14 protein-coding genes are annotated in these 18460 nt (G+C 45.9%); 10 read left to right on the plus strand and 4 right to left on the minus strand.

Annotated features, from left to right (window positions below; all coding sequences use genetic code 11):
* Positions 1–969: 969 nt before the first annotated feature.
* Entirely contained in the window at positions 970–1224 is a 255-nt protein-coding gene (gene rpsT, locus BMZ72_RS34135) for a 30S ribosomal protein S20 (protein WP_089815682.1), read from the minus strand.
* 316 nt (positions 1225–1540) lie between these two features.
* On the opposite strand from rpsT, the gene BMZ72_RS34140 reads away from it, so the two are divergent.
* The 4 genes from BMZ72_RS34140 (at position 1541) to BMZ72_RS34155 (ending at position 8111) form a co-directional block, all read left to right on the plus strand.
* Positions 1541–4291 carry a 2-oxoglutarate dehydrogenase E1 component gene (locus BMZ72_RS34140; protein ID WP_089815684.1) on the plus strand — a complete coding sequence of 917 codons (2751 nt, stop codon included), beginning with the start codon at positions 1541–1543 and terminating at the stop codon, positions 4289–4291.
* Between the two features lie 67 nt (positions 4292–4358).
* A complete protein-coding gene (gene odhB, locus BMZ72_RS34145) occupies positions 4359–5936 on the plus strand; it encodes a 2-oxoglutarate dehydrogenase complex dihydrolipoyllysine-residue succinyltransferase (RefSeq protein ID WP_089815686.1) in 1578 nt (525 codons plus the stop codon).
* 106 nt (positions 5937–6042) lie between these two features.
* Positions 6043–7203, plus strand: coding sequence for an RsmB/NOP family class I SAM-dependent RNA methyltransferase (locus BMZ72_RS34150; protein WP_089815688.1), 1161 nt, complete (start codon positions 6043–6045; stop codon positions 7201–7203).
* A 17-nt stretch (positions 7204–7220) separates the two neighbouring features.
* Complete coding sequence (locus BMZ72_RS34155; protein ID WP_143087859.1) at positions 7221–8111, plus strand: hypothetical protein; 891 nt, start codon at positions 7221–7223, stop codon at positions 8109–8111.
* A gap of 9 nt (positions 8112–8120) precedes the next feature.
* Here the strand turns inward: BMZ72_RS34155 and BMZ72_RS34160 are convergent, their stop codons facing one another.
* Complete coding sequence (locus BMZ72_RS34160; protein ID WP_089815691.1) at positions 8121–8462, minus strand: DUF1801 domain-containing protein; 342 nt, start codon at positions 8460–8462, stop codon at positions 8121–8123.
* 24 nt (positions 8463–8486) lie between these two features.
* Here BMZ72_RS34160 and BMZ72_RS34165 point away from each other — a divergent pair, with 24 nt between their 5' ends.
* Positions 8487–8807, plus strand: coding sequence for a hypothetical protein (locus BMZ72_RS34165; protein ID WP_143087860.1), 321 nt, complete (start codon positions 8487–8489; stop codon positions 8805–8807).
* Between the two features lie 276 nt (positions 8808–9083).
* On the opposite strand, the gene mnmA is transcribed toward BMZ72_RS34165, so the two are convergent.
* The gene (mnmA, locus tag BMZ72_RS34170) at positions 9084–10184 is read right to left on the minus strand and encodes a tRNA 2-thiouridine(34) synthase MnmA (protein ID WP_089815695.1); all 1101 of its coding nucleotides are present in this window, start codon (positions 10182–10184) and stop codon (positions 9084–9086) included.
* A gap of 180 nt (positions 10185–10364) precedes the next feature.
* Here mnmA and BMZ72_RS34175 point away from each other — a divergent pair, with 180 nt between their 5' ends.
* From BMZ72_RS34175 to BMZ72_RS34195, 5 genes are all read left to right on the plus strand, one after another.
* Positions 10365–11870, plus strand: a complete 1506-nt coding sequence (locus BMZ72_RS34175; protein WP_089815697.1) for a tagaturonate reductase — start codon at positions 10365–10367, stop codon at positions 11868–11870.
* A 15-nt stretch (positions 11871–11885) separates the two neighbouring features.
* The gene (gene uxaC / locus BMZ72_RS34180; RefSeq protein WP_089815699.1) at positions 11886–13280 is read left to right on the plus strand and encodes a glucuronate isomerase; all 1395 of its coding nucleotides are present in this window, start codon (positions 11886–11888) and stop codon (positions 13278–13280) included.
* Positions 13281–13292: 12 nt separating this feature from the next.
* Entirely contained in the window at positions 13293–14291 is a 999-nt protein-coding gene (locus tag BMZ72_RS34185) for a sugar kinase (RefSeq protein ID WP_012794395.1), read from the plus strand.
* Between the two features lie 2 nt (positions 14292–14293).
* Positions 14294–14956, plus strand: coding sequence for a beta/alpha barrel domain-containing protein (locus BMZ72_RS34190; RefSeq protein ID WP_089815701.1), 663 nt, complete (start codon positions 14294–14296; stop codon positions 14954–14956).
* A 193-nt stretch (positions 14957–15149) separates the two neighbouring features.
* The gene (locus BMZ72_RS34195; RefSeq protein WP_177223021.1) at positions 15150–16505 is read left to right on the plus strand and encodes an MFS transporter; all 1356 of its coding nucleotides are present in this window, start codon (positions 15150–15152) and stop codon (positions 16503–16505) included.
* Positions 16506–16665: 160 nt separating this feature from the next.
* Here BMZ72_RS34195 and BMZ72_RS34200 read toward each other — a convergent pair whose 3' ends face one another.
* Positions 16666–18312 carry a UxaA family hydrolase gene (locus BMZ72_RS34200; protein ID WP_089815705.1) on the minus strand — a complete coding sequence of 549 codons (1647 nt, stop codon included), beginning with the start codon at positions 18310–18312 and terminating at the stop codon, positions 16666–16668.
* Positions 18313–18460: the final 148 nt, after the last annotated feature.

An 18460-nucleotide genomic window follows, 5' to 3' on the forward strand; every position in this document is an offset into this window, starting at 1 on the left:
CAGCAAAAAAAACTTCTCCAGGATTATATTTTAATATTGTAAAATTCAAACGGATTATCTCACCAAAACCGTAAACCTATATCAGGACAAGACAATCTGACTGAAGGTAAAAAGAGCGTTCATTGGAGTGGTTTGGCGTAAATGCCCCTTATTGGGCAAAATATAGCTTTGACACGACGTATACACGGCGCATATACGACGCATACACGACGCATCTATACTGGAGCGATGTTATAGGGACAACTAAATGAGGGAATAGCTGGTAAAAGCAGGGCGGTATGGAGGTGGTTTAGAAAATATTGTCACTAAGAGGGATTTGATAGTGGTAATGTGTTGTTTATTATGGTTTTATGTGATTAGTCAACTTGTGGATAAGATGCACTTTTGGGCAGTGACGGGTACTTTCATGTTGCTATGACAGATGGATGCCTGTAGGGGGTATTTGCCGGAAACAATTTTTATCCGTGGAACCTTTGTGGAACAATCGTGAAACTATTGTTGTGCTTGTGTGGAACATGCGTGGAACCATTTGTGGAACATCGTGTGAAACAACTGTGGAACCTTCGTGGAACACGGAGAGGAGATTAAGGTAATATAATGGCAAATAAATGTATATCAGTCGATTGTGAGGCGTCGTTGGAATGAAGATGAGCAGAAGGCAAGGTGGACCAACGGTGGACTTGATACAGCTATCCTGTTGATGATAATTTTACACGCCTGATTAATTGTGAGGGGAATGCAGGGTGACAGGCAGGTAATTGGGGATGAAGATGCGCTGAAGGGCAGGTGGAGCTGGGCTGCATGCAGATACCCTGCTGAGAATCATTCAGCTGAATACCCGGATATCGGCATGCCTGTTACCAATGAGAGGGTGTTGGAATCCTTCACATCATTTATATAGGTACAACAAAAAGCCCTTCCTGGTTGCAGGAAGAGCCTGTTGTATCAATTATTTTCAGACTAAAGCGCTTACGCGATAGCGTTTACTTTCTTAGAAAGTTTGCTCTTCAGGTTGGCTGCTTTATTTTTATGAATAACATTACGTTTAGCCAACTTGTCGATCATAGAGATCACATCAGACAACTTCTCGTCAGCAGCCGCTTTTTCAGTCAATTTCTTCAGATCACGGATAGCATTACGGGTAGTTTTACCGTAGTAACGGTTACGCTCATTCCGTTTTCTGCTCTGACGTACGTCTTTTTTCGTTGCTTTATGGTTTGCCATTGTTTAAATTTCAAGTTTCGGACAGCAAAGGTAGGAATTACTTCTATAGAAAACAAATAAAAAGGAAATTACCCTGAATATTTGATCATATCCCTTGCTGAGTGCCTGCAAATTTAGTTAAAACTCGTTAAAATCAGTTAAAAATCGGGTAATATAAGAATTGCAGTGTAAGTGTTTCCGATTAAGCTTTAAACCTTCCCGATTTTTCCGTTTTTCTTTCACAAAAAAGCAACGATATTTGCAATCCCATATATTATATAAGGGGCATTCAACAGAATAGCAATTTGAATCGAAGCTTTAGCAAAACTCGTTGTAAATGAAGGACTTCTCATTTGTTACCAACTCACATCCTGCCTACATTGAATCTTTATACCAGGATTACCGTAAAGACCCTGGCGCAGTAGACCCGGAATGGAGCAAGTTTTTTGAAGGATTTGACTTTGCGGTAAATAACGTTAATGGAAAGGCAGGAGCGCCGGGAGCGGCGGGCGCCGGTTTACCGGTTAGCAGTGATCAGTTAACAAAGGAACTCAATGTTTACAGACTGATACAGGCCTACCGTAAAAAGGGGCATCTGATCTCTAAGACGAATCCTATCCGTGAAAGGAAGGATAGGCAAGCCAACCTGGATATTTCTTTTTACGGCCTTGGTGAGGCAGATCTGAAAACAGAATTCTATGCCGGTCAGGTCCTGGGATTGGGTAAGACCTCCCTGGAAAATATCGTGAACCGTCTGAAGCAGGTATATGCTGCGGCAGTCGGACTGGAATTCACATACATCAACGACGCGAAGAAAGTTGAGTGGTTACAGAAAGAAATGGAAACCACATTCCAGCAGCCAACTACCCTGGAAAGCAAAAAACGCATCCTGCTGAAACTGAACCAGGGTGTGATGTTTGAAAAATTCCTTCACACGAAATATATCGGTCAGAAACGTTTTGGTCTGGAAGGTGGTGAAAACACCATTCCTGCCCTGGACACTATTATCAACACTGCTGCTGACGCAGGTGTACAGGAAGCCGTGATCGGTATGGCGCACCGCGGTCGTCTGAGCGTATTGGCTAATATCCTCGGTAAAACGTATGAGCAGATCTTCAACGAGTTTGAAGGTCATGCAGTACCAGACCTGACTATGGGTAGCGGTGACGTGAAATACCACCTGGGTTTCCGTTCCATCGTGACCACACCATCTGGTAAAAACGTAAATCTGCAGCTGTTACCTAACCCTTCCCACCTGGAAGTGGTTGATCCGCTGGTAACAGGTTTCGCCCGCAGTAAAGCGGACGTTATCTATGGCAGCGACTATGATAAAATACTGCCTATCCTGATCCACGGTGATGCCGCGGTAGCAGGACAGGGTGTAATATATGAGCTCATTCAGATGAGCAACCTGAAAGGTTATTACACGGGTGGTACTATGCACCTGGTGATCAATAACCAGATCGGTTTCACTACCGACTTTGACGATGCACGTTCTTCTGACTATTGTACCAGTATTGCTTCAACCGTACAGGCGCCTGTATTCCATGTGAATGGCGATGATGCGGAAGCAGTGGCGAAAGTAGCTGAAATCGCTGCCCGTTACAGACAGGAATTCAACTCTGATATTTTCATCGACTTACTGTGCTATCGTAAGCATGGCCATAACGAAGGTGACGAACCTAAGTTCACCCAGCCAAGCCTCTATGCACTGATCGATAAACATCCTAATCCACGTGAAGTGTACACTCAGAAACTGCTGCAGGCAGGTGAAGTGGAAGTACAGGAACTGGCGAAGGAAATGGAAAAGAGCTTCTGGGCTGATCTGCAGGAGCGCCTGGATGAAGTAAGACAGAATCCGCTGCCTTACAATTACCAGAAACCTGAAGAATGGTGGGCTGCATTGCGCAAGTCTCAGCCGGAAGATTTTGAGCAGTCTCCAATAACTGCCATTAAGGAAGAAGAAGTAAAACGCCTGTTCGGTAAACTGATGGAATGGCCAAAAGAGTTTGTGCCATTACGTAAAGTGGAAAAACTGTTACAGGATAAAATAAAACTGTTCGAAACAGAAGGTAAGCTGGACTGGGCAACCGGTGAGCTGCTGGCGTATGCAAGTCTGCTGGCTGAAGGCAAAGACGTGCGTATGAGCGGTGAAGACGTGAAGAGAGGTACTTTCTCCCACCGTCACGCTATTCTGTTTGACGAGAACACTAACGCTACTTACAGCAGACTGGGTTCATTGCAGGATAAACAAGGTCAGTTCCGTATTTACAACTCCCTGCTGAGTGAGTTTGCGGTACTGGGTTTTGAATATGGTTATGCAATGGCTAATCCGAACACACTGGTACTGTGGGAAGCGCAATATGGTGACTTCGCCAACGGTGCGCAGACTGTGATCGACCAGTATGTAAGCAGTGCAGAACAGAAATGGACAACACAGAATGGTCTGGTGATGTTACTGCCACACGGTTACGAAGGTGGTGGACCTGACCACTCCAATGCCCGTCCGGAGAGATTCCTGCAGGCATGTGCTGAATACAATATGATCGTTACAAATATCACCACATCGGCTAACTTCTTCCATGCGCTGCGTCGTCAGCTGACATGGCAGTTCCGTAAGCCGTTGATCAACTTCACACCGAAAGCTAACTTAAGGCACGTAGGTTCTTATTCACCGATCTCAGCGTTCACTGAGGGTGGATTTAAAGAAGTACTGGATGATGAATTTGTGGATGATCCGTCTAAAGTGAAGAAAGTATTGCTGTGTACAGGTAAGATGTATTTCGATCTGAGCGAAAAACAGCAGAAGGAAAACAGAAAAGATGTTGCCATCGTAAGACTGGAGCAACTGTATCCGCTGCCGGTTACACAACTGGAAGCACTGAACCAGAAGTACAAAGCTGCTACATGGTTCTGGGTACAGGAAGAGCCGCTGAATATGGGTGCTGCATCTTATCTCCAGATGAACCTGAAACAGATCAACTACGGTGTGATCAGCCGTAATCCAAGTGCAGCTACTGCAACAGGATTTGCGAAAGTTCACGCAAGAGAGCAGCTGGAGATCATCGAAACTGCATTTAACATTTAGACGAATTGAGAATCAAGTGAAGCGCGTTTTCACTTTTAAACATTGATTGCACACAGAAATTAGAAATATGGCTATCGAAATCAAAGTTCCTACGGTAGGAGAATCTATTAGCGAGGTAACAATTGCAAAGTGGTTGAAGAAAGACGGAGATTATGTACAGCAGGATGAGGTGATCTGTGAAATGGAATCTGAAAAAGCCACCTTTGAACTGAATGCAGAAAAAGCAGGTGTCCTGAAAATACTGGCTCCTGAAGGCGCTACTTTAAAAGTAGGCGATATTGCTTGTTCAATTGATACGGATGCTGCGGCTCCGGCAGGAGGATCAGCACCAGCTGCTGCACCTGCAGCGCCAGCTCCGGTAGCAGAGACACCGGCACCAGCGGCAGAAGCACCTGCAGCACCAGCGGTGAACAAAGGAACGATTGAGATGAAAGTGCCTACTGTGGGTGAATCCATCAGCGAAGTGACACTGATCAAGTGGCTGAAGAAGGACGGAGAGTTTGTAGAACGCGATGAAGTGATCTGCGAACTGGAATCTGAAAAAGCTACTTTTGAACTGAACGCAGAAGAAGCTGGTGCATTACAGACTTTAGGTAAAGAAGGAGATGTATTAAAGGTAGGTGATCCTATCGCTAAAATAGATACCAGTGTAGGACGTCCTGCAGGTAAAGCACAACCGGCGGCAGCAGCTGCTCCGGCTGCGACACCACAGGCCGCAACTCCACAGGCACAACAGGCGCCTGTAACCGCTATCCCGAACGATGTGAAAGCAAGTCCGGTAGCAGCTGCAGTGATCGCTGACAAACACGTAGATCCGTCCTCTATCAAGGGTACGGGCGCTCATGGCAAGATCATGAAAGATGATGTTTTTGCTGCGCTGCAGAACCCGGGTGTGGCAATCGGTCAGGAAATGTTCACCCGTGGAGAACGCCGCGAGAAAATGAGCAACCTGCGTAAGACCGTTTCCCGCCGTCTGGTAGAAGCGAAAAACACCACCGCGATGCTGACTACCTTCAACGAGGTAGACATGACAGCTATCATGGAACTGCGTGCTAAATACAAAGAGATCTTCAAGAAACAACACGAGGTGAACCTGGGCTTCATGAGCTTCTTCACCAAAGCGGTTTGTTTCGCACTGAAGGAATTCCCTTCTGTGAATGCATATATCGATGGCGAAGAACTGGTATTCCACGACTACTGTGATGTGTCTATCGCAGTATCTGCACCGAAAGGGCTGGTGGTACCGGTGATCCGCAACGCAGAAAGCCTGGATATGGCGCAGATCGAGAAAAAAGTTGTAGAACTGGCTACCAAAGCCCGTGACAACAAACTCACCATGGATGAAATGACCGGAGGTACCTTCACCATCACCAACGGTGGTGTATTCGGTTCCCTGATGAGTACTCCGATCATCAACATTCCGCAGTCTGCTATTCTGGGTATGCACAAAATCCAGGAACGCCCGATGGCTGTTAACGGACAGGTAGTGATCCGTCCGATGATGTACCTGGCACTCAGCTATGACCACCGTATCATCGATGGCCGTGAGTCTGTAAGCTTCCTGGTACGTGTGAAAGAAATGCTGGAAAGCCCTGAGCAGTTACTGTTCGGTAAGGATCCACTGAAAGCATTACTGAAACTCTAATTAACGCTAAACGCGGAACGCATAATGCGAAACGCTTAACGCCTGATTGCCTTATTGCCAATCGCGTTAAGCGTTTCGCTTTTTGATACCTCCGCATCCTCCAAATATGACCCGCTGGGAAAATTATATCGCCTCCGCAGAAAAGATCATCGTGAGTTATGATGGGAGTCTGCCTTTACATCACTTCCTGAAAGGATTCTTTAAACAGCATCCTTACATGGGGAGTCGTGACCGTCGTCAGATCTCCCAGCTGGTATACCAGTACTACCGCCTGGGCCAGTTGTGGCAGCAGGAAAAGAGTATGGCAGAGAGAATTCTGCTGGGCACATTCCTCTGTGAAAAAGAAAGCAGTGATCTCTTACAGTTTTTCCGTCAGGACCTGAATGAAAAAGTAAGTCTGCCGGTTGCAGATAAGCTGGCTTTTCTTGGGATCACAGATACTACCACCGTATTCCCATTCACGGCTGCATTATCAGCAGGTATTGACAGCATCGCCTTCAACCGTTCCTTTTTTATACAACCGGACCTGTTTATCAGAACAAGGCATAACAGACAATCCGCTATCCTGCGTCAGCTGGAAAAGGCCGGTATTCCTCATACCGCTATCGGGGAGGATACGATCGCATTGCCCAACAGCACGAAAATAGATACGGTGATCACTGATAAAAGCTGGTATGAGATACAGGATGCCTCTTCGCAGAAAGCAGGCGCTTTATTCACACCAAAAGCAGGAGAGCAGTGGTGGGATAGTTGTGCAGCGAGTGGCGGAAAATCTATTCTCTTATTAGATAAACAGCCGGCTGTCAAACTACTGGTAAGCGATGTAAGAGCCAGTATCATTCAGAACCTGCATCAGCGCTTTAAGGAAGCCGGTATCCGGCAATATGAAAGTATTGTGATGGACCTGACCGCGCCGGTTGCTTCATCTGCCATCAGAGACCGTCTTTTCGATCATATCATACTGGATGCACCCTGTTCCGGTTCCGGTACCTGGGGACGTACGCCGGAAAATATGTCCTTCTTTACCGAAAAACAGATTACAGAATACCAGCAGCTGCAACAAAAGATTGCTGCGAATATTGTACACTTACTGAAACCGGGAGGAACGCTGGTGTATATCACCTGTTCCGTATTCCGGCAGGAGAATGAAGAAGTTGTTTCGTTCCTTGAGAAAGAAAGTGGCCTTAAACAGCAGGAAGGAGGCGTAATAGCCGGTTATGAACATCGGGCGGACTCTATGTTTGCCGTGAAACTGATAAAGCAATAAAACGCTTAAATTGCCCTATGAGAAGATCGTTATGTTTGTTGCTGGTACTGGCAGCATGTAAATCATCAACCACATCTAAAGTAACAGTAGAAAAAAAGGACAGAGTTGCAGTGGTCACTGCACAACTCCTCGATGAAGATATTACCACTGTTTTCCGTCCGGAACAACTGGAAGGAGATGTTGAGCACATTTCAGAGAAGACTTATACCGAAACCAAAGCAAGCGATTATACCTATAAGGATACGATTTCCCGGGAATACCTGTTTCATGATGGTCGTCTGCACCAGATAGCAGTGGCTACACGCAGGATGCGTCATGATACACTGACGATCCGCTATGATACAGCCGGCAGGATACAGGCGCTGATCTACTCCGATAATCACAGTACCTATAACACCGATAAATTCAGATACGATGCCAGGGGCAGACGTATCGAAAAAGTGAATCGTTTCTACAGTATCGAAAGCAGCAGTAAATACAAATACAGTCCAAAAGGAGACTCTATCTGGATCACGCGTCAGCCGGGAGACAGGAAAGAGTTGATCACGATTGCTGAAAAGGATGGTCCACTGGAAGTATCCAGATATATTATGCCTGTGGAAATGCCATGGAAGACAATCATCGAGCAATATAATCCTGCGTGTCAGTTAATGGAAAGAGTGGAACTGGAATCTGATACGGTCAACTATAAATTGTCTTTACAGTACAATGAAAAAGGTAAAGGCATTGTATGGAAACAGTATCATAGAAAGGAAAATATAGCAACCAAAGCAGATAGCGTAAATCTGAAGGCCAGCTTTAATACTGCGTACGTCTATGATAGTAAAGGTAACTGGACCAATAAGACGGAGGAGCAGCTGGGCAAGGGCTGGAAGGCGGTGACGACAAGGAAGATCGTGTATAATTAAGTTTGCCGTTCAATACAGGGTAATTGCTTTCTGAATAATCTTTTCTATCGTCTGCAAAGGAAGATCTTCATTAGGATCCAGTAACATGATCTTCATGCGTGCACGGGCTTCCTGTATGAGAAAAGGTTCATCGAAATCTTTCCCTTTTACGATACCCAGATAAGGCACTTTATGCTTTTTATGTATCCACAGATAGCATAACATTTTGCCTTTATAGCAAAATACTGGCATACCGTATTTCCATGTAGCCGTAATGTCTTTATGCTGATCAAGGATAATGCTCCGTAAGGCCAGCAGGCAGCTTTTATCAGGTTCCTGCTGTTGTTCATAGAAGTTCTCTAATGCGTTCATGGGGTATTTATTAAAGTTAAAATTATGAAACCTATTTTGAGATTTCATTCAATGGAAGAATTAATCACAAAAGAGATGGAAGTGGTTTTTGAAGCTGCCCGCATAGGATCCCCATTCGATATCGATATAGTATTATTCAAAATGAGGGAAGCTGGTTTTTCCCAAATGGAGGCTACCGCGCTTCTGATAAGAAAATTGAAATTATCAATATTCGCAGCAGATCAACTAGTCGTTAATTCTAAAACATGGGAAGACAAGAAGGAAAGTGTGATGCAATTAAGGGATGCATTTGGAGATGCGTTGAAAAGCATTGAAGGTGATAACGACACTATCCCAGGCAGCTGACTGTAAGTAAGGCAAAGGCAGATGGAGCTGGCTGGCCTTAGTTGTTTGAAGTCTGCCGGGCCTATGACCCAGGGGTTTAATCCACCCCCACCGCCCAAACCAGTCTCCAATGTCTCATCCACAGGAACTTCAAAGAACTACAGCCATCCAGCCCATACTGCCTTTGCCGGTAGAAATCCCACACAATTAAAGTAGCAGTTGTATACAGTTTGAATAACTAAATAAAAAAGCCTGTCCACCATACAGCGGACAGGCTCCTAAATTATAGTTAACGCATTAAAGCGTCACAGCTCTCTGAATGATACCACCTGCAATCACATCATCGCCTTCATAGAAAACAGCAGACTGCCCTGGTGCAATTCCCTTCACATGTTCATAGAAGTTCACCTGCACCTTACCATCCACATTATACAGATTGCTCAACGCACCTTTATCCTTATAACGGATCTTCGTGATCGCTTCCATCCCTTCAGGAATATAATCGTATTTGATCATGTTCAGACCAGCAACAGTCATTTCATTTCTGTTCAGCTCATCTTCATTACCCAATACAACGGTATTCGTTTCAGGTATAATCTCTGTGACAAACACCGGACGGCCTAATGCAATATCCAGACCTTTACGCTGACCGATAGTATAGAAAGGGTAACCTTTATGATGGCCAACGATCGTACCATCTCTGAGTACGAAGTTACCACCGTTCACCTGTTCTTCTAAACCATCTACTTTGCGTTTCAGGAATCCGCGGTAGTCATTGTCAGGCACAAAGCAAATTTCATAGCTCTCTGCTTTTTTCGCCAGTTCCGGATAACCGAAGTCAAACGCCATCTGGCGGATCTCGGTCTTACGGTATTGTCCTAAAGGAAGTATTGTACGGGCCAGCACATCCTGCTGTAAGCCCCATAATACGTAGCTCTGATCTTTCAGGTCATCAATACCTTTGCTGAGTATGTGGCGGCCATCCTGCTCTCTGATCTGAGCGTAGTGTCCTGTTGCAATAAAGGCACAGTCCATGGCGTCGGCACGCTTCATCAGCGCACGCCATTTAATATGGGTATTGCACAGAACGCAAGGATTTGGTGTGCGGCCTGCTATGTATTCGTCAACAAAGTTATTAATAACAAAATCCCCGAACTCGTCTCTGATATCGAGCACGAAGTGCGGAAAACCGTGGTGTACGGCGGCTGCACGGGCATCATTAAAGGAATCCAGGTTACAGCACCCGGTTTCTTTCTTGCTGGAGCCGGCAGATGCGTAGTCCCAGGTTTTCATGGTGATACCCACCACTTCATACCCTTGTTCATGCAGCATCAGGGCGGTAACGGTACTATCTATACCGCCGCTCATTGCTACCAGAACTTTACCATGTCTGCTCATTGTTAATAATATTAAGTGCGCAAAATTACAGAAATTAGTCGAGACACCTCCCTGAGGGGGATATTATGACACGAATCGGAAAGAGGAAATCTTTTGGGAGTATTGAGTAATGGTTATGGACTATCAGGGATTCGTTTTATATTTAGTCATCAGAGTTCTGCGTTTATTAAAAAACCTAATATGTTACCTATTTTAAATAAGGCTCATGTATTGAAGCATCCGGAGTTGGGGGTGTCAGAGGGCTATTTCGAGTTTCCAGAAAGAATTTTACAGTTCGGGACCGGTGTTTTGCTGAGGGGCCTGGTGGATTATCTGGTGGATAAAGCCAATAAACAGGGCGTTTATCAGGGAAGGATCGTAGTGGTGAAGTCCACCGGAGGCGATACAACCGAATTCAGCCAACAGGATAACCTGTTCACAACCAATATAAAGGGCGTTTCACAGGGAGAACTGGTGAATCAGGTACTGATCAATGCTTCTATTAGCCGGGTTCTGCAATCGAATGCAGATTGGGAATTGGTATTACAGGCTGTACGGCAACCGGCATTGCAAACCATTATATCGAATACAACAGAGGTAGGTATACAATATGTGGAGGAGAAAATAGACGGCGTACCTTCCTCATTCCCCGGAAAACTACTGGCAGTACTCTGGGAGCGTTTCCAGTACTTTAAGGGCGCCTCTCATACCGGTTTTGTCATCGTACCGACAGAACTGGTGGTCAATAACGGCCAGCTGCTAAAGGAAATTGTGCTGAAACTGGCCGCTTATAACCGGCTACCAGCTGCTTTCCTGCAATGGATAGCGGAAGATAACCATTTTTGCAGCTCCCTGGTGGACAGGATCGTTCCGGGTAAACCAAAGGAACTGGCCGCACTGGAAGAAAAAGCAGGTTATACAGATGGATTGTGGATAGATACGGAGCCTTACCTGTTATGGGCAATTGAGGGGGATGAAAGGGTGAAAGGTCTCCTGGGTTTCCATCAGACGGACAGCAGGATGCTGATCGCAAAGGATATCACCCCATTCCGTGAACAGAAACTGCGTATCCTGAATGGAAGTCATACGATATCCGTACCGCTGGGATACCTGAGCGGTCTGAACATCGTACTGGAATGTATGGAAGATGCCAATATGCGCGCCTTTTTCCGTACCGTTATACTGGAAGAGATCTTACCGACGATAAAGGATATTTGTCCGCAGGCACCTGCATTCGCAGAAGACGTACTGGATCGTTTTGCCAATCCGAATATTGCACATAAACTGCTGAGTATTACCTTCCAGGAAAGTATGAAGATGAATGCCAGGAATGTGAAGACGATCGTGCGTTATCATGAGAAGTTCCAGACATTGCCGGCCAGTATGTGTCTGGGATTTGCGGCGATGCTGCTGTTCCTGCGTCCGGAAAAGTTGGATAACGGACAATACTCCGGACAGCGGAACGAAGAATACTATACCATTACAGATGATAATATCGCCATCTTTGCGGAGTACTGGTCACAGGTAACCGGCAGAGGGGGAGACGCTATCGCGAAGATGGTACAGGCCATCAGTGCAGATCAGCGTTTGTGGGAAGCCGACCTTTCACAGATACCGGGATTTGCAGATGCCGTAACTGCACATTTGCAGGGCATGTTGCAGGAGGGGGTAAAGTCGTATGCAGACAGCTACAGTAAAGTATTATAAGGAACCAGAACGTTTATGAAACAATTCTTAGATGCTGACTTTCTGTTGCAGACAGAAACAGCCAGACAGTTATTCCACGATTATGCCAAAGAGATGCCTGTCATCGACTATCATAATCACCTGCCTCCTGATGAAATAGCCAGTAACCGTCAGTTTGAAAATCTGACTGCGATGTGGCTGAAAGGCGACCACTATAAATGGCGCGCTATGCGTGCAAACGGGGTCGCAGAAGAGGATATTACCGGTTCGGCGGATGATTATACCAAGTTTAAACGATGGGCGGAAACGGTGCCTTATACGATGCGTAATCCACTATACCACTGGACGCATATGGAGCTGCTGAATCCATTCGGCGTAAAGCAGCAGCTGGATGGTAACAGTGCGGAATCCATCTATCAGCATTGTCAGGAACAGCTGCCGCAATGGACTACCCAGGCGTTGTTACAGCATTTTAAAGTTGACACATTGTGTACCACAGATGATCCCTGTGATACATTAGAATATCATAAAATTATCAGTCAGTCTGGTTTTAAAGTACGCGTACTGCCTACTTTCAGACCAGATAAGGCGATCGGCGTGGAAGACGTAGCAGGTTTCAATGCTTATGCAGATAAGCTGGGTGCGGCAGCCGGGATGAATACAGATACTTATGCACAGTTTATAGCTGCCCTGCGTAACCGGCATGATTACTTTCATGAACATGGTGGCCGTCTGGCAGACCACGGACTGAGTACATTTTATGCAGGTAGTTTTACGGAGGAAGGCCTGAATGTTACTTACGCGAAACTGCGGAAAGGACAGGCGCTGACGCCGGAAGAAGCAGATGCATTTAAAGCAGGTACCTTACATTTTATCTGCGAATGGCATCATGAGCGCGGATGGGTACAACAGTTCCATATTGGTGCGATCAGGAATAATAACAGCCGTTTGCTGAGCCGCATAGGCGCAGATGCCGGTGTGGATTCTATCGGCGACTGGCAGGTGGCACAGGCAATGTCTGTGTTTTTCGACAGACTGGATAAGGTGGATAAACTGGCGAAGACAGTGGTATACAATCTTAATCCTGCGTATAATGAAGTATTCGCAACAATGATCGGAAATTTCCAGGATGGCACTGTACCAGGTAAGATGCAGTTTGGTTCCGGCTGGTGGTTCCTCGACCAGAAAGATGGTATGGAAAAGCAGATCAATACGTTGAGTAACATGGGATTACTGAGCAGATTTGTAGGGATGCTGACAGATTCAAGAAGTTTTCTTTCTTATTCCCGCCATGAATATTTTCGCCGTATTTTGTGTAACCTCATCGGTAATGATGTCGAGAACGGAGAGCTGCCGGCAGATATTAAATGGCTGGGCAAAATGGTGCAGGACATCAGTTATAACAATGCCAGATCGTATTTCGGATTTTAGACCCTACAAAGCATGAAGCCAGTTAAAGTTATTTCGTTTGGAGAGATATTATTGCGCCTGTCACCGGAGTGGAACAATCACAGCGCAGCCCTGTATGTAGGTGGTGCAGAAGCCAATGTGGCCGCGGCACTTGCACGCTGGGGTACACCGGTGTCTTATATCAGTAAAGCGCCTGATAATGGTATTGCCACGCAGGTGCTGGAGCAGCTGGAATCGCTGGGGGTAGCGACAGACCGTATGCTGAAAGGTGGTGACCGTATCGGTATTTATTACCTGGAACAGGGCACTGATCTGAAGAATGCAGGGGTAGTGTATGATAGAAAATATTCTTCCTTTAGTCAGCTGGAACCCGGTACAGTGGATTGGGATAGTCTGCTGGGAGACGCTGAATGGTTCCACTGGAGCGCATTGACGCCTGCATTGAATGAAAATACGGCAGCAATTTGTAAAGAAGTACTGGAAGCCGCATCAAGAAAAGGCCTGAAGATATCCACAGATCTGAACTATCGCAGTAAGCTGTGGCAATACGGAAAACAACCTTTCGCAGTCATGCCGGAACTGGTGCAGTATTGCGATGTGGTAATGGGAAATATCTGGGCCGCACATCAGATGCTGGATACCGCATTAAATACAGTGGCACTGGAAACGGCGACGAAAGAGACTTATCTGGCAGAAGCTGCATCCGTAGCAAAAGAAATTACAGAGAAGTTCCCGCGTTGTAAACAGGTGGCATTTACATTCCGGTTTTCCAATGCATTTACACATAACCTGTATTATGCTACCTGGTATGAGGGCGGCGAACTGAAAGTATCAAAGCAGTATGAAACCAATGAAGTGGTGGATCGTGTGGGAAGTGGAGATAGTTTCATGGCAGGCCTGATACATGGACAGGTGAGTGGAATGGATGCGCAGCAGACCATCTCATTTGCAGCCGCAGCAGCATGGTCCAAATTATTCCTGAAAGGAGATTTTAATTTAACTGATAAAGCAGACATCTTAAAACTGATATAGACATGGCAGTACCAGCAGCAGAGATCATTGCAGCATTTGAACGTAGTAAAGCAATACCGGTATTTTATCATGATGATGCCGCCGTATGTATACAGGTATTACAGGCCTGCTATGATGCGGGTATCCGCGTGTTTGAGTTTACCAACCGTGGTGAAAATGCGAAGCGCAACTTTACCGCGATGCGCGAACATAAAATACTGTCCATGCCTGATATGTACCTGGGTATCGGTACGATCAAAGTAGCGGAAGATGTAAAGGCATTTGCACGTCAGGGAGCGGATTTTATTGTAAGTCCGATCATCGATGCCAGTGTAGCCGAAAGTTGCCGGGAAGAGAATATTGTGTGGATACCCGGTTGTATGACACCATCAGAAATTGCTATTGCAGAGAAATATGAAGCACCGTTAACCAAACTGTTTCCCGGAAACGTATTAGGACCTGGTTTTGTGAAGGCGATCAAACCTTTGTTTCCGAAGATGAAGTTTATGCCGACCGGTGGAGTAGAACCGACCAAAGAGAGTATCAAATCCTGGCTGGATGCGGGCGTAGTGTGTGTGGGTATGGGCTCCAACCTGCTGAATAAGGAGCTGATCGATAAGAAGGACTGGGCAGCGCTGAAAGTACAGTTAACAGCGCTGGTGAAACTGATCCAGGAAGTAGCGTAATAGTAGTGCCGGGCGGTGCTTTGAGCAGCCGCCGGAAATAAGGTCTCAACTTTAATTAGTAATCATTTATCAACGTTTGTAATAAAGTCTGCATATGCAAATTGTATAGCAGGCAATATTATATGCAAACGTTTGCATTATTCGACAGAGTGTTGTAAATTGATAACACTTTATAAATTCCAAAATGAAAGGCATGGATTCCACTAAAATTGGCAAATATCGCTGGAGCATTTGTGCATTGCTCTTTTTTGCTACGACTATCAACTATATAGACCGACAGGTGATTGGTTTGTTAAAGCCTATATTATCAGACCAGTTTGAATGGACAGAGAAGGATTTTGGCGGAATGATGTCTGCATTTTCAGCTGCTTATGCGGTTGGTTTGCTGGTATTTGGTCGTCTGGTCGATAAGATCGGTACCAAGATGGGCTATATTTTGTCCATTGTGGTATGGAGTTTTGCTGCGATGGGACATGCGCTGGCCAAGACGACCATGGGTTTTGGTATAGCACGTGTATTACTGGGACTGGGTGAATCCGGCAACTTTCCTGTAGCGATCAAAACAGTAGCAGAATGGTTCCCTAAAAAGGAACGTGCACTGGCAACCGGTATATTCAATTCCGGTGCGAATATAGGGGCCGTAATAGCGCCTATAGTAGTTCCCTGGCTGGCGGGTACCTACGGTTGGCAACATGCCTTTATATGGACTGGTATTATCGGTTTTGCGTGGCTGGTATTCTGGGTCTTCATGTATGAGATCCCTGCCCGTCATAAGAAACTGACACAGGCGGAATTTGATTATATCCATAGTGATGATGTAGCACATACAGTGGCAGACGGAGAAATTCCTGATGGCGTAAAACCTGTTACACCTGCTGCTGTAGCAGCCGCCAGTACACCACCTGAAAAGAAGAGTGTCAGCTGGACGAAACTGCTGGGTGTGAGACAGACATGGGCGTTTGTATTTGGTAAACTGCTGACGGATCCTATCTGGTGGTTCTTTCTGTTCTGGTTACCTTCTTACTTTGCTACTACCTTCAACCTTGATTTCAAGAAACCCAACTTACAGTTATTCGTGATCTATACAGCCACTACGGTGGGTAGTATTGGTGGTGGATATCTTTCCTCCTGGCTGATCAACAAAGGCTGGCCGGTATTCAGGGCACGTAAAACCTCCATGCTGTTATTTGCGATCTGTGTGGTGCCGATCATGTTTGCAAAGAGTACAAATAATATATGGGTAGTGGTAGGACTGATCAGTTTAGCGGCTGCCGCACACCAGGCATGGTCTGCCAATATATTCACAACAGCATCAGATATGTTCCCTAAACATGCGGTAAGTTCTGTGGTAGGTATCGGTGGTATGGCGGGTTCTATTGGCGGTAGCCTGTTCCCGATATTCGCGGGCTTCCTGCTGGACTATTATAAAGAGCAGGGAAACATTGGTACGGGGTATAATATCCTCTTCCTGATAAGCGGATCGATGTATCTGCTGGCGTGGCTGATCATGCACCTGTTTGCACCGAAAATGGAACAGGTGAAGCTTTAGCGCCGGAGGCGCTAAAGCCAATTAGGAATTAAGAATTAAGAATTCGCTCTCAAGCATCAGACAATAAATAAAATGGGCTCCTGGTCAATTGACAGGGAGCCCATTTTATTTATGAGAATGTCTATTAGTATTTAATTCCTAATTAGTCTTTAGCCAAAGGCTAAAGACTAACGCCGCGTTTCCATGGAATAAAATCATCCTGGTTCAGCAGTTCCGCTTTGGTTTTTACTTCTCCGCTGGCAGTCTGGATAACGTATTCCAGGATCTCTTCACCCATTTCTTCAATAGACTTTTCCCCACTGATGATCGTACCGGTGTTGATATCGATGATATCCGGCATACGCTTCGCCAGTTTGGTATTGGTAGCCAGTTTCAGGACAGGAGCGATCGGGTTGCCGGTAGGCGTACCCAGACCAGTTGTGAAGAGTACTACGTTTGCGCCGGAGCCTACTTCAGCGGAAGTGGATTCCACGTCATTACCAGGGGTGCAGAGGAGATTCAGACCTGGTTTGGTAACGTATTCGGTATAGTCGAGTACATCTACTACAGGAGAGATACCGCCTTTTTTAGCAGCGCCTGCTGACTTGATCGCATCGGTAATGAGACCATCTTTGATATTGCCCGGAGATGGATTCATGTAGAAGCCGGAGCCTACAGATTCCGCCTGACTTTCGTATGCCCGCATAATGCGGATGAATTTATCAGAAGTATCTTTTTCTACACAACGGTTGATCAGTTCCTGTTCCACACCACAAAGTTCAGGGAACTCGGAGAGGATGGAAGCGCCACCTAATGCAACGATCAGGTCGGAAGTATGACCAACTGCAGGGTTGGCGGAGATGCCGGAGAATCCGTCAGAACCACCGCATTCCAGACCGATCACCAGTTTAGACAGCGGACTTGGCTGACGAGGCTGTTTATCTGCTTCGATCAGGGCCATGAAGGTGTCTCTGATGGCGTCGGACAGCATATCAAATTCTGAGGAACTTTTCTGTTGTTCGAACACCAGTACAGGTTTATCGAATGCCGGGTTCAGTTTCTGCAGCGCGTCTTTCAGGATAGATACCTGTGCGTGCTGACAGCCCAGACTTAACACTGTTGCACCAGCTACGTTTGGATGGTGGATATAACCAGCAAGCAGTGCACAGAGCGCGTCTGAGTCCTGACGTGTGCCACCACAACCGCCTTCGTGCATGAGGAATTTCACCCCATCGATATTAGAGAAAACGGTGTTACGTTTGGTGTTATCCGTTACAGGCGTTGCCTTATAAGTTTTGATAGCATTTAGATCGCCGCTTTTGTATAATGATACCAGGTCCTGCACCTGCTCATTGTACACTTCGGTAGGAGCGAAGCCCAGTCCTTTTTCGAAAGCGGTTTTGATCACGCTCACATTACGGTTTTCGCAGAATACCATGGGGATCACTAACCAGTAGTTACGTGTACCTACCTGTCCGTCTTTACGCGGATAGCCCATAAAGGTGCGGTCTTTCCATTTGCTGACGTCAGGTTTTTGCCATTCTACACTACCTTCTTTTTCGTGAAAAGCGTTTGCATCGTGCTGGATATTGACGGTGGTGATGAGTTCACCTTTGAGGATAGGCGCATTCGCTTTACCAACGAGTACACCGTACATAGTAATAGGATCGCCGGTTTGTATGTCGGTGATCATGAATTTATGCTTAGCCGGAACTTCCTTGAGTAAAGTAATTGTGGAACCATTAAAACCGACTTCTGTACCCTGTGGGAGGTCCTGCAGGGCGACAAGTACATTATCGTCGGGATGTATTTGTAGAAAAGTGTTCATAATAAGCTAAAGTATGAAATAACCCTACCCGCTGTTAATACTAAAATCTTAATCCTTGATAAGATTTTGCCTTTGAAACGGTCAGGATAGTATCATTGTTTGCTAAAACATTTTAGCGATAGAAGTTTAGCAGTTCCGGGTTTGCCGG

The sequence above is a fragment of the Chitinophaga sp. YR627 genome (assembly GCF_900114995.1).
In the GTDB taxonomy this organism is placed as follows: domain Bacteria; phylum Bacteroidota; class Bacteroidia; order Chitinophagales; family Chitinophagaceae; genus Chitinophaga.

Excerpts from the sequence above, each read along its gene's own strand:
- rpsT (WP_089815682.1), bottom strand. The coding sequence starts at position 1,224 with ATGGCAAACCATAAAGCAACGAAAAAAGACGTACGTCAGAGCAGAAAA.
- BMZ72_RS34140 (WP_089815684.1), top strand. The coding sequence starts at position 1,541 with ATGAAGGACTTCTCATTTGTTACCAACTCACATCCTGCCTACATTGAA.
- odhB (WP_089815686.1), top strand. The coding sequence starts at position 4,359 with ATGGCTATCGAAATCAAAGTTCCTACGGTAGGAGAATCTATTAGCGAG.
- BMZ72_RS34150 (WP_089815688.1), top strand. The coding sequence starts at position 6,043 with ATGACCCGCTGGGAAAATTATATCGCCTCCGCAGAAAAGATCATCGTG.
- BMZ72_RS34155 (WP_143087859.1), top strand. The coding sequence starts at position 7,221 with ATGAGAAGATCGTTATGTTTGTTGCTGGTACTGGCAGCATGTAAATCA.
- BMZ72_RS34160 (WP_089815691.1), bottom strand. The coding sequence starts at position 8,462 with ATGAACGCATTAGAGAACTTCTATGAACAACAGCAGGAACCTGATAAA.
- BMZ72_RS34165 (WP_143087860.1), top strand. The coding sequence starts at position 8,487 with ATGAAACCTATTTTGAGATTTCATTCAATGGAAGAATTAATCACAAAA.
- mnmA (WP_089815695.1), bottom strand. The coding sequence starts at position 10,184 with ATGAGCAGACATGGTAAAGTTCTGGTAGCAATGAGCGGCGGTATAGAT.
- BMZ72_RS34175 (WP_089815697.1), top strand. The coding sequence starts at position 10,365 with ATGTTACCTATTTTAAATAAGGCTCATGTATTGAAGCATCCGGAGTTG.
- uxaC (WP_089815699.1), top strand. The coding sequence starts at position 11,886 with ATGAAACAATTCTTAGATGCTGACTTTCTGTTGCAGACAGAAACAGCC.
- BMZ72_RS34185 (WP_012794395.1), top strand. The coding sequence starts at position 13,293 with ATGAAGCCAGTTAAAGTTATTTCGTTTGGAGAGATATTATTGCGCCTG.
- BMZ72_RS34190 (WP_089815701.1), top strand. The coding sequence starts at position 14,294 with ATGGCAGTACCAGCAGCAGAGATCATTGCAGCATTTGAACGTAGTAAA.
- BMZ72_RS34195 (WP_177223021.1), top strand. The coding sequence starts at position 15,150 with ATGGATTCCACTAAAATTGGCAAATATCGCTGGAGCATTTGTGCATTG.
- BMZ72_RS34200 (WP_089815705.1), bottom strand. The coding sequence starts at position 18,312 with ATGAACACTTTTCTACAAATACATCCCGACGATAATGTACTTGTCGCC.